The 11458-nt window shown below is 59.3% G+C and carries 9 protein-coding genes; 8 read left to right on the forward strand and 1 reads right to left on the reverse strand.

The window, feature by feature from the left end:
- Positions 1 to 4 precede the first annotated feature (4 nt).
- Positions 5 to 925 (reverse strand): KPN_02809 family neutral zinc metallopeptidase, encoded by a 921-nt coding sequence (locus HMPREF3120_RS06010; RefSeq protein WP_070451349.1) that lies wholly within the window; start codon positions 923 to 925, stop codon positions 5 to 7.
- A gap of 169 nt (positions 926 to 1094) precedes the next feature.
- On the opposite strand from HMPREF3120_RS06010, the gene aspS reads away from it, so the two are divergent.
- The 8 genes from aspS (at position 1095) to HMPREF3120_RS06050 (ending at position 11455) form a co-directional block, all read left to right on the forward strand.
- Entirely contained in the window at positions 1095 to 2906 is a 1812-nt protein-coding gene (gene aspS / locus HMPREF3120_RS06015) for an aspartate--tRNA ligase (protein ID WP_070423235.1), read from the forward strand.
- A gap of 8 nt (positions 2907 to 2914) precedes the next feature.
- A complete protein-coding gene (locus HMPREF3120_RS06020; RefSeq protein WP_070423085.1) occupies positions 2915 to 4255 on the forward strand; it encodes a phosphotransferase in 1341 nt (446 codons plus the stop codon).
- A 4-nt stretch (positions 4256 to 4259) separates the two neighbouring features.
- On the forward strand, positions 4260 to 5624 hold the full coding sequence (locus HMPREF3120_RS06025; protein ID WP_070451351.1) for a replication-associated recombination protein A: 1365 nt from the start codon (positions 4260 to 4262) through the stop codon (positions 5622 to 5624).
- A 71-nt stretch (positions 5625 to 5695) separates the two neighbouring features.
- The gene (gene alaS, locus HMPREF3120_RS06030) at positions 5696 to 8365 is read left to right on the forward strand and encodes an alanine--tRNA ligase (RefSeq protein ID WP_070451354.1); all 2670 of its coding nucleotides are present in this window, start codon (positions 5696 to 5698) and stop codon (positions 8363 to 8365) included.
- A gap of 111 nt (positions 8366 to 8476) precedes the next feature.
- Positions 8477 to 8965 carry a Holliday junction resolvase RuvX gene (ruvX, locus tag HMPREF3120_RS06035; RefSeq protein ID WP_070423088.1) on the forward strand — a complete coding sequence of 163 codons (489 nt, stop codon included), beginning with the start codon at positions 8477 to 8479 and terminating at the stop codon, positions 8963 to 8965.
- A gap of 2 nt (positions 8966 to 8967) precedes the next feature.
- Entirely contained in the window at positions 8968 to 10119 is a 1152-nt protein-coding gene (gene mltG, locus HMPREF3120_RS06040; protein ID WP_070451356.1) for an endolytic transglycosylase MltG, read from the forward strand.
- 20 nt (positions 10120 to 10139) lie between these two features.
- Positions 10140 to 10979 (forward strand): shikimate dehydrogenase, encoded by an 840-nt coding sequence (locus HMPREF3120_RS06045; RefSeq protein WP_070451357.1) that lies wholly within the window; start codon positions 10140 to 10142, stop codon positions 10977 to 10979.
- 56 nt (positions 10980 to 11035) lie between these two features.
- The gene (locus HMPREF3120_RS06050) at positions 11036 to 11455 is read left to right on the forward strand and encodes a prepilin peptidase (RefSeq protein WP_070451359.1); all 420 of its coding nucleotides are present in this window, start codon (positions 11036 to 11038) and stop codon (positions 11453 to 11455) included.
- Positions 11456 to 11458: the final 3 nt, after the last annotated feature.

The following is an 11458-nucleotide window of genomic DNA, read 5'->3' on the forward strand; positions in this document are numbered from 1 at the left end:
CCTTTTAGTTGTAGACACCGCGGTTCAGCGTGTCACAGGCGGCCATTTGTCCGGAGTTGTACCCGGAATTAAACGCTTCCATACGCTGCTCAGAGGAGCCATGCGTCCACGCATCCGGGTCGACGTCGCCGCCTGAGCGTCGTTGAATGTTGTCGTCGCCAATCGAACGGGCGGTCTGCAGTGCCTGCTCGAGCTGTTCGTCGGTGATCGGTTCCAAAACGCCCTGCTCGGCAGCATGTTTTGCCCAGATTCCGGCGTAGCAGTCCGCCTGCAGCTCAATTGCGACAGCCGCAGAATCCTGGCCTGGGTTCTTATAGTCGCTCAGCCCCAACGTTCCTTCCAGATGCTGGATGTGGTGGCCGTACTCGTGGGCAGTTACGTACTCCTGAGTAAGCGGACCGTTCGCGCCGCCGAGTTGGCCCAGCTGCTCAAAGAAGCTCACGTCAAGGTAAGCGGTGGTATCGCGAGGGCAGTAGAACGGGCCGGTATCGGAGGTAGCGTAGCCGCAGCCAGTGGTGACATCGTTGCGGAAAAGCACCATATCTGCCGGCTCAAATTCGACATTCGCCTGCGCGGGGAGTACTTCGCTCCAAATCTGTTGGGCAGACCCGAAGGTTGCCGCCGCGCGGCAATCGTCGTAGGTGTTCGAGGATCCTTGTTCGTTGCAATGCTCGAGTGAGTAGTCACCCTGCGACTCAGACTGGGATTGAGAATTGCTCCCGCCGCCAAGGAGTCCATCTAACGCACCGCTGAAGTACAGCACCGCGAGCAATATCAAGATGACAGTCCCTCCGCCACCGCCGCGAAGCAGCATCGGAAGAATTGCCATTGCGCCGGGGCTGACCCCGCCGCCACCGCGACCGGAGCCGGAGCTTGTCCTGACGTTGCCGCCCTGACCCTGCGCGTAATCACCACGAAATGTCATGGCTGAATTGTGCCAAAGATCCCTACCGAGTGTCGCGGTTGGGCCAAAAAATCGTGTCTCGAGCGACTGGGGTGGTGTGGGGCGGACCTCGCCGAGGCACCACTCAGCCGGGGTAGGTAGACTTTGTCAGGTTAGATTCGCCATCACGTGGAAGGACGTGGAAGAAACCGTGCTGCGCACTCACCTTGCGGGGAACTTGAACAAAGAACTCGACGGTCAGACCGTCACGCTCACAGGTTGGGTGGCCCGCCGCCGTGACCATGGCGGGGTCATCTTTATCGATCTGCGGGACCGCTCTGGTCTCGCTCAGGTTGTATTCCGTGAGTCCGAAGTAGCGGAGGCTGCACACGACCTGCGCAGCGAGTTCGTCATCCAGGTCACCGGTGTGGTTGAGCCACGCCCGGAAGGCTCTGCGAACCCGAACCTTGCATCCGGTGAAATCGAGGTCAACGTCACTGACCTGAAGGTGCTGAACAAGGCTGCAGCCCTGCCATTCCAGATCGAGGATGCATCCTCCAATGAAGTTGGCGAGGAAGCACGTCTGAAGTACCGCTACCTCGACCTGCGCCGCGAGCGTCAGGCTAAGGCAATTCGCCTCCGTGCTAAGGCCAATCAAGCCGCCCGTCGCGTCTTGGACAACCACGACTTCACCGAGATCGAAACGCCTACGCTGACGCGTTCGACCCCGGAAGGCGCACGTGACTTCCTTGTTCCTGCACGTTTGAAGCCAGGTTCTTGGTATGCGCTGCCGCAGTCGCCGCAGCTCTTTAAGCAGCTGCTGATGGTCGCGGGCATGGAACGCTACTACCAGTTGGCACGCTGCTACCGCGATGAAGACTTCCGCGCAGACCGTCAGCCTGAGTTCACCCAGCTCGATGTCGAGGCATCCTTCGTTGATCAGGACGACATCATCGAGCTGGCCGAGGAAATCCTCGTCGAGCTTTGGAAGCTGATCGGCTACGACATTCAGACGCCGATTCCGCGCATGACCTACAAGGAAGCGATGGAGAAGTACGGCTCCGACAAGCCGGACCTGCGCTTCGACATTCCATTGGTCGAGTGCACCGACTTCTTCAAGGACACCACCTTCCGCGTATTCAAGGCCGAGTACGTGGGTGCTGTTGTGATGGAAGGTGGCGCATCCCAGCCTCGTCGTCAGCTTGACGCATGGCAGGAGTGGGCAAAGCAGCGCGGTGCGAAGGGCCTGGCCTACATTCTCATTCAGGAAGACGGCGAGCTCACCGGTCCGGTGGCGAAGAACATCACTGACGAGGAAAAGGCTGGCATCGCTGCGCACGTCGGCGCGAAACCGGGTGACTGCATCTTCTTCGCAGCAGGCGAAACCAAGGCATCTCGTGCACTGCTTGGCGCAGCCCGCGGTGAGATTGCGCGCAAGCTTGACCTGATCAAGGAAGGCGATTGGGCGTTCACGTGGGTTGTGGATGCACCGCTGTTCGAGCCTGCTGCAGACGCAACCGCATCAGGTGATGTCGCGTTGGGCCACTCCAAGTGGACCGCAGTCCACCACGCGTTTACCTCTCCGAAGCCGGAGTTCCTGGACAACTTCGAGCAGAACCCGGGCGAGGCTCTCGCCTACGCATACGACATTGTGTGCAACGGTAACGAGATCGGTGGCGGCTCCATCCGTATCCATGAGCACGATGTCCAAAAGCGCGTGTTCGAGGTCATGGGCATCACCGATGAGGAGGCCGAAGAGAAGTTCGGCTTCCTGCTCGAAGCGTTCAAGTTCGGTGCTCCTCCGCACGGTGGTATTGCCTTTGGCTGGGACCGCATCGTGTCGTTGCTCGGTGGGTTTGAATCGATCCGCGATGTGATCGCTTTCCCGAAGTCCGGCGGCGGTGTCGACCCGCTTACCGACGCGCCTGCTCCAATTCCGGCTGAGCAGCGCAAGGAAACTGGAGTGGACTTCAAGCCGAAGAAGGTTGAAGACAAGGCAGACGGCGAAACGGACACGAAGTAGCCGATTGAATGCAGCCACCGCAGGAACCTGCTCCTGCGGTGGCGCACGACAAAGGGGACCGGATGCAGCCCGAGCAAGTAAGTGACGAGCAAGTCGTTGCAAGCGCTACAGACATTCTCACTCGCCGTTACGGCGGTGAGCAGTCGTTGTTTGAGGTTGAACGCCTTAATGGCTCCGGTCCCTCGATCGTGTTGAGAGCTCGTGTTAAAACGAACCCGTTTTTCCAGCAGCGCTCAGTCATCATTAAGCAGGCGCCGCCAACGGAGTCTGTCTTCGAAGAGGCGGCGTACCTTCGAGAGGTTGTCGCGTACCAATTCGCCACTTCCTTAAGTGAAAAGACCAGGCCTGGCCCTGCGTTGTTGGGCTACGACACGCAGCAACGCATCATTATCATCACCGACTCCGGTGATGGGGAAACTCTCGCAGAAGCGCTTGAGACTGCAAGCGAAGAGGACCACATCGCACTGTTGCGCAGCCTGGGCACTGCACTTGGCCGAATGCATGCAGGTACTGCCGATGAAGAGGAAGCGTTTAACGTCTTACTGCATCGGATGACGCGTTCACGGCCCAACGCTGCACCGCTGCAACGTTTGAGGGACCGGTTGCTGTCCCATCGGATCAGAGTTGGGTTGCGGATCATGCGTGAGGCCGGAATTGAGATTCCTCAAGAGGTCGTTCTCACGGCTCGTAACATCGAGCGCCGGCTGCTGCGTGGCGGTATGCGTGCTTTTACGCCGTTTGACCTGGCACCAGATAACGTCATTCGGTCTGGGAACTCGTTTCACTTTCTTGATTATGAATCAGCGGGCTTTCGGGATGTTTCATTCGATGTTGCCTACGTAGTTGCGCGGTTCCCGGTGTATTTGGCTTCGCAGCCGTTTAACGAGGAAGCGACCAAGGCGTTCGTCGATGCGTGGCGGATACAGGTCTCTGACCTTTGGCCAGGAGTGCAGCATCCGGATACGTTGCAGGCGCGCATCACGGGTGCACTGGTGGGGTGGGCGCTTAGTAGCGTCGCCATGTTGGAACCGAAGCCTATGGCCGCGTTGTTGCAGGATGATCCGACATTTGAGAAAGAGCTTGAAGCTGCTGGTCTTTCGGCAGGTGATATTCAGGATTTTGATCTTGTAGATGGGGTAGCCGAAGCCATTGGCGACGACGCCGAAGAGAATGCTGGCGTTGTGCTTCGACCGCGAGGTGGAGAACCATTGACCGAAGATGAGCTTCTCGTGCGACGTGATTTGCGCGAGACGTTCGAGTCGTTGGCAGCTTATGCGGGTAGCGGTAAAGACCCCGCATACGTTGTCGTTGCTGAGTTCGCGTCCGAGGTCGCAAGGCGGTTGCGTTAAGGCAATGGGCCAAGAAGAACTTTTCGCGGCTGCTTCTAGCAACGACGTTCCCGGTGCAGCATCGGGGAATAGGGGTACCTCATTTTTTGAAGCTGGCTCGACAGCACCGCTGGCCGCACGGATGCGCCCCCAGTCCCTAGATGAGGTAGCGGGGCAGAAGCATTTGCTCAGCGAGGGAAAGCCGCTGCGTCGGCTCATCGAAGGCTCTGGTGCAGCATCGGTGATTTTGTATGGTCCGCCTGGGACAGGTAAGACCACGATTGCATCGTTAATCGCAAAAACGATGGGGCAGAACTTTGTGGCGTTGTCCGCGCTGTCTTCCGGCGTGAAAGAAGTCCGCGCGGTTATCGACGAGGCGCGGCGTGACCTCATCCGCAGTGAGAAAACCGTGCTCTTTATCGACGAGGTCCACAGGTTTTCTAAAACGCAGCAGGATGCGCTGCTTGCGGCCGTCGAAAATCGCACAGTGTTGCTGGTTGCCGCCACGACGGAGAACCCGAGTTTTAGCGTTGTTGCTCCGTTGTTGTCGCGCTCGCTGCTGCTCAAGCTCGAGTCGCTTAGCGACGAAGACCTTGGCGGAGTCATCGACCGCGCATTGGCAGATGAGCGGGGGTTGCAGGGGCAGGTTTTGCTTGACGACGAAGCCCGCGCACAACTCATTCTGCTCGCTGGAGGCGATGCGCGTCGGGCGCTGACGTACCTCGAAGCTGCCGCTGAAGCTGTTTCTGGCGGTGGCACGATCACGCTGGAGATTGTGCGTGAAAACGTCAATCGTGCGATTGTTCGCTACGACCGCGATGGCGATCAGCATTACGACGTGGTCAGCGCCTTTATCAAGTCGATCCGCGGGTCTGATGTCGATGCAGCGCTGCATTATCTGGCGCGAATGATCGAGGCCGGGGAGGACCCCAGGTTTATCGCACGACGTCTGGTCATTCACGCTTCGGAAGATATTGGTATGGCAGATCCGACTGCGTTGCAGACTGCTACCGCTGCGGCGAATGCAGTGCAGTTTGTCGGCCTGCCAGAAGGGCGTCTTGCGCTAGCACAGGCGACAATTCACCTGGCTACGGCGCCGAAGTCGCCTGCCGTCATTAAGGCCATCGATCGTGCTTTAGCGGACGTGCGTGAGGGGCATGTGCCTCCAGTGCCGGCCCATTTGCGCGATGGCCACTATGAGGGCGCAAAACAGATGGGCAATGCGGTTGGATATGTCTACCCGCATGACGACCCGCGGGGAGTGGTCGAGCAGCAATATATCCCGGATGGGCTGGAAGAAGCGGTGTATTACGAGCCGACGGAACACGGCGCGGAGCGCCGAATTAGCGAGTTTATTGGTCGGTTACGCCGACTTGTTCGCGGGCGGTAGCCCAACTGTAGAGGAGTCGCGGGTAAAGTAAGCGCGGAAAAACTCCGGAGCAGTTGAAAGGACACCGAAGCGTGCAAACCCATGAGATCCGAGAGCGGTTTACCAACCATTTCGTTGAGGCCGGGCACACCCCGGTACCGAGCGCCTCGCTGATTCTCGACGATCCGACGCTGCTGTTCGTCAACGCAGGAATGGTGCCGTTCAAGCCGTACTTCTTGGGCGATCAGACCCCAGACTTTGCCAATGGCACGGCGACATCGATTCAGAAGTGCGTGCGTACCCTCGATATCGAGGAAGTGGGTATCACCACCCGCCACAACACGTTCTTCCAGATGGCTGGCAACTTTTCGTTTGGTCAGTACTTCAAGGAAGGCGCCATTACTCACGCGTGGAACCTGTTGACGGGTGCTGTTGCTGACGGTGGCTATGGCCTTGATCCGGAGCGTCTCTGGGTTACGGTCTTCCTTGACGACGACGAGGCGGCCGCAATCTGGCGCGACAAGATTGGCGTTCCGGAAGGGCGTATTCAGCGCATGGGCATGGAGGATAACTTCTGGTCCATGGGTATCCCCGGTCCGTGTGGCCCTTGTTCTGAGATCTACTACGACCGGGGCCCGGAGTACGGCAAGGAAGGCGGCCCAATCGCCGACGACAACCGTTACATGGAGATCTGGAACCTCGTGTTCATGGAGTCCATTCGCGGCGAAGGTGATAAGAAGGGCAACTTCGAGATTGTCGGCGAGCTGCCACAGAAGAACATCGATACCGGTCTTGGCATTGAGCGTGTGGCCTGCATCCTGCAGGAAGTAGACAACGTCTACGAGACGGACCTTCTGCGTCCGGTCATCGATGCAGCCGTGGAGCTCACCGGTTCGAAGTACGACGACGGCAACAAGGAAGACGATGTCCGCTTCCGCGTGATCGCTGACCATGCCCGTACCGGCATGATGATCATCCTCGACGGTGTTACCCCGTCGAATGAGGGCCGCGGCTACATCCTGCGCCGTCTGCTTCGCCGCATCATCCGCTCCGCGCGTCTGTTGGGTGCGACGAAGCCGGTTATGGAGACGTTCATGAACACGATCATGGACACCATGACGCCGTCCTTCCCGGAGATCGCGGACAACCGCGAGCGCATTTTGCGTGTTGCTGTTGCGGAAGAAAGGGCGTTCTCCAAGACACTGGAGTCCGGCACGTCGCGTTTCGACGAAGCCGCAACCGCAGTGAAGGCTTCGGGTGCTGCTGTCCTGCCGGGTGATCAGGCCTTTGAGCTGCATGACACCTACGGCTTCCCGATCGACCTGACGGTCGAGATGGCGCGCGAGGCCGGCCTGGACGTCGATATGGATGCCTTTAACGCTGCGATGCAGGAACAGCGTGAGCGCGCGAAGGCCGACAACAAGGCGAAGAAGCACCGCAACGTTGACGAGTCGCTGTACCGCGAATGGGTTGATAACAACCCGACGGAATTTGTCGGTTACGAGCAGTTGGTTCACGACGGCACGGTCATTGGCCTCGTGCGCGACGGTGAGAAAGTTGGCGAGGTTTCCCAGGGCGACGAGGTCGAGGTCATCCTCGACGTCACCCCGATGTACGCCGAATCGGGTGGTCAGATGGCCGATCGTGGCCGCTTGGTCATGGGGGACACGATCCTCAACGTCAATGACGTGCAGCGCGTGGGCAAGAAACTGTGGCTGCACAAGGCGACAGTCCAAAACGGTGGACTGGATCTGGGCTCGACGGTCACGGCTGAGGTTGACGGTGCGTGGCGCCACGGTGCCCGCCAGGCTCACTCCGCAACGCACCTCATTCACGCGGCGCTGCGTGAGGTGCTCGGCCCCACAGCAGTCCAGGCTGGTTCCTTGAACAAGCCGGGTTATCTGCGCTTCGACTTCAACTACACCGAGGCGCTGACCGAGGCACAACTGCAGGAGATTGCGACGATCACGAACCAGGCTGTCGACGCAGACTTTGCTGTCAACACCATTGAGACCACGCTGGACAAGGCGAAGGCCATGGGTGCGATGGCGCTGTTCGGCGAAAGCTACGGCGACGTTGTCCGCGTCGTCGAGATCGGCGGACCGTTCTCCGTCGAGCTTTGTGGCGGTACCCACGTGGAGCACGCCTCTCAGATCGGCCCTGTCGCCGTGCTTGGCGAGTCCTCGGTCGGTTCCGGAGCCCGCCGTATCGAGGCGTACTCCGGTATGGATTCCTTCAAGTACCTGTCGAAGGAGGCAGCGCTGGCTTCTGGCCTGGCTGCGGAGTTCAAGACGCCGACGGAAGATCTTCCGGACCGTATTGCCCAGCTTGCTGAGCGACTGCGTGCGGCTGAAAAGGAAATCGAAAACCTGCACCGTCAGCAGCTGTTGGCTTCCACTGCAAGCCTTGCGGAGGAAGCAGAGACCATCGGCGCGCGTCGCCTCGTCGCAAAGCAGCTGCCCGACGGGATCAACACGGGTGATCTGCGCACGATTGTTTCTGACCTGCGTGGCAAGTTGCAGTCCGAGGATGCGCTGATCGTGCTGACCTCGAAGGTTGGCGACAAGGTTTCTCTGGCGGTTGCAGCAACAAAGGCTGCAGTGGAAGACGGCATCAAGTCGGGCGATGTGGTCAAGGTGCTTGGCGAGTACGTCGATGGCAAGGGTGGCGGAAAGCCTGACCTTGCGCAGGGCTCTGGTGCGAAGCCCGAAGGCATTCCTGCTGCTTTGTCCGCTGTGCGTGACTGGCTTCGCCGGGACTAAGCCTCGCGTTCGCGGACAAACTCGACGCTGACACGCCGAATGCGCGTCCGACGAGACGCACAGCTAACGGCTAGGTTGAGACCAGGCCAGCAGACACGGAAAGGAGCAGCGATGAAGGTGGAGCCAGATCGCCCTGGGGTCGACGACCCCGGTGCGGGACGCCGACTTGGCATTGATGTCGGCACTGTGCGCATTGGCGTTGCCCGCTCCGACCGGGATGCCCGCCTGGCAACACCGGTCGAAACGATTGACAGAGTGACCGGCTTCAAGGACCGCGATGGGCAAGATATCGAGCGGATATTGGAACTCATCGCTGAGAATGAAGCAGTCGAAGTCATTGTGGGGCTTCCTCGTGATCTGCAAGGCAATGGATCAAAAAGCGTGAAACATGCGAAGGAAATCGCATTCCGTATTCGCCGGCGTAGCGATGTGCCGGTGCGGATGGCGGATGAGCGTCTCACCACAGTTGCTGCGACGCATTCATTGCGGATGTCTGGTGTGAATGAGAAAGCAGGCCGTGCGGTCATTGATCAAGCAGCTGCTGTAGAGATTTTGCAATCGTGGCTTGACGGCCGACTGAACTACCTCAAGGAGAACTAACCGTGTCTACCCGTGAAGCCGCACGCCGGCGTACCCGAGGCACCGCGGTGCTAGTCGCATCCATTTTGCTCATCATTGGCCTTGTCGCTTGGATTGCCGTCTTGCGCAACCTTTCGGGTTCGGCAGACTTTGAGGGTGCAGGCAACGGTGAGGAACAGGTCGTTCAAATCAAGGAGGGATCGAGCCTGTCAGCGCTCGGCCCCGAGCTTGAAGAGCGCGGCATTGTTGCCAGCGACGGTGCTTTCCAAACAGCGGCAGCGAATAACCCTGATGCGGGAAACATTCAGCCCGGCTTCTACAGATTGCAGGGCAAAATGAGCGCGAAGTCAGCGGTTGAGGCACTCCTTGATCCCGCGCAGCGCATCACCCCTCTGCAGGTTTACGGAGGTGCGACGTTGATGGATATCAACGTCGTTGGCGGCCAGACTCGGTTCGGTATTTTCTCGATGATCCAGTCGGCTACCTGTGGCGAGGAGGTAACACCGGATTGTGTCAACGTGGAGAAGCTGAACAACGCTGCGGCGAACAGTGATCCTGAGAAGCTCGGTGTGCCGGAGTGGGCTCGTGAAACGGTTGCTGCCCGTGCTGGCGACGCGAAGCGTTTGGAGGGCCTCATTGCCCCTGGTGAGTACATCATCGACCCGCACGCGAGCGCCGAGGATATTCTTTCGGATCTGGTGACGCGCTCTGCGAAGCAGTATGACGCAACTGACATTGTCAACCGCGCGCAAGTGATTGGCTTGAGCCCGTACGAGTTGCTTGTCGCTGCGTCTTTGGTTGAGCGTGAGGCGCCGGCCGGAGAGTTTGACAAGGTCGCTCGCGTCATCTTGAACCGTCTCGATGAGCCGATGCGACTGGAATTCGACTCCACGGTGAACTACGGGTTGCCGAGCGTTGAGGTTGCAACCACAGATGAAGACCGCAAGCGGGTTACTCCGTGGAACACGTACGCAATGGATGGCCTGCCGCAAACGCCGATTGCATCTCCGTCCATTGAGGCGATCGATGCAGTAGAGCACCCAGCTGACGGCAACTGGCTGTTCTTTGTCACCGTGGACAAGGACGGCACAACCATCTTCAACGACACGTTCGAGCAGCACCTCAATGACACGCAGCGCGCGATCGAGTCGGGAATCCTGGACTCGCAGCGTTAGTTATGGAGTCGTCGCGCAGCATGAACTCAGCCAAACCTGTGTCGGGGACTGTGACGAATCGGGCAGCGGTCCTCGGTTCACCGATCGAGCACTCCTTATCGCCGGTTCTTCACAATGCGGGTTACGAGGCGGCGGACCTCACTGGGTGGCATTACTCGCGCCAACAGTGTGTTGCGGATGATTTGGCTGATCTCGTCCGCAACGCCGATCCGAGTTTCCGGGGCTTTTCTGTAACCATGCCGTGCAAGTTTGCCGCTCTCGCGGTGGCGGATGAAGTCACTGACAGGGCACGTGAGATCGGCTCCGCAAACACGCTGACGCGTATCGACGACAACCGTTGGCGCGCCGACAACACTGACTGCGAGGGCGTGATTGCTGCCATTGGGGAGCTACTTGGTCCCGATTCCCCGGTTAACGCCGTTATCGTTGGCGCGGGCGGTACAGCGCGCGCAGTCATGTGGGCCTTGCGGCATATCGGAGTCCGTGAGGTAACCGTGGTCAACCGCACTGACCGCAGCGGGGAGTACACAGACCTTGCTGCGGGGATGGTGCTTAACTTCGTGGATTTCGAGGCACCTCTAGCGGACATTACGTCCGCATCGGACCTCGTCATTTCGACTGTCCCCGCCGGGGCAGCTGACTACGTGGCATCCGATCTTGCACACGCCCCGGTGTTTGACGTGATCTACGACCCGTGGCCCACGCGGCTCGCCGTAGAGGCTGCAGCGAACGGCTACCGCACCGTTGGTGGACTGTCGATGCTTGCCGGACAGGCGTACGCTCAGTTCGAGCAATTCACCGGTGTGGACGCACCGCGACAGGCGATGCGCGACGCGCTGATGCGGCACGCGAACTCGTAAGAAGCAGCTCGCTTGCCAGAGCGGTTCGAAGTACTCAACTTCGGTACGCTGTCCATATGGAATTCGGGGGAGTTTTGGGGGCCACTGTTGCTGCCTGCTGGACAGCGGCCCTGATGGTGTTTGATGTTGCGTTTCGGCGTCTGCCGAATGCGCTGACAGTGCCGCCGGCCATTGTGGCGCTGATTGCTTGCCTTCTCGCGCCATTTCTTGGCGAGGCGACGTTGCTGTGGGCACTGCTGTGGCCGGGGCTTTATCTGTTTTCGCCTCAGGGGGTCGGTGGTGGGGACGTTAAGTTGGCGCTGCCGCTGGCGATGGTGTGTGTGATCTCCGGAAAACTGCCGGCGGTACTCGTTGCGATTGGTGTGTCCGGCCTGCTCACAGTCTTAATGGCGTGGTTAAGTCGCAGCCGAACCGTCGCACATGGTCCATCGATGCTTGCCACAACGTGGCTCGTCGTAATGTATTTCGGGGTATAAGCA

It is taken from the genome of Corynebacterium sp. HMSC11D10, from assembly GCF_001806995.1.
GTDB lineage: Bacteria > Actinomycetota > Actinomycetes > Mycobacteriales > Mycobacteriaceae > Corynebacterium > Corynebacterium coyleae.

What these genes read in the sequence shown, in the direction of transcription:
- HMPREF3120_RS06010 (WP_070451349.1), bottom strand. Translation starts at nt 925, where the DNA reads ATGACATTTCGTGGTGATTACGCGCAGGGTCAGGGCGGCAACGTCAGG.
- HMPREF3120_RS06020 (WP_070423085.1), top strand. Translation starts at nt 2,915, where the DNA reads ATGCAGCCACCGCAGGAACCTGCTCCTGCGGTGGCGCACGACAAAGGG.
- HMPREF3120_RS06025 (WP_070451351.1), top strand. Translation starts at nt 4,260, where the DNA reads ATGGGCCAAGAAGAACTTTTCGCGGCTGCTTCTAGCAACGACGTTCCC.
- ruvX (WP_070423088.1), top strand. Translation starts at nt 8,477, where the DNA reads ATGAAGGTGGAGCCAGATCGCCCTGGGGTCGACGACCCCGGTGCGGGA.
- HMPREF3120_RS06045 (WP_070451357.1), top strand. Translation starts at nt 10,140, where the DNA reads ATGAACTCAGCCAAACCTGTGTCGGGGACTGTGACGAATCGGGCAGCG.
- HMPREF3120_RS06050 (WP_070451359.1), top strand. Translation starts at nt 11,036, where the DNA reads ATGGAATTCGGGGGAGTTTTGGGGGCCACTGTTGCTGCCTGCTGGACA.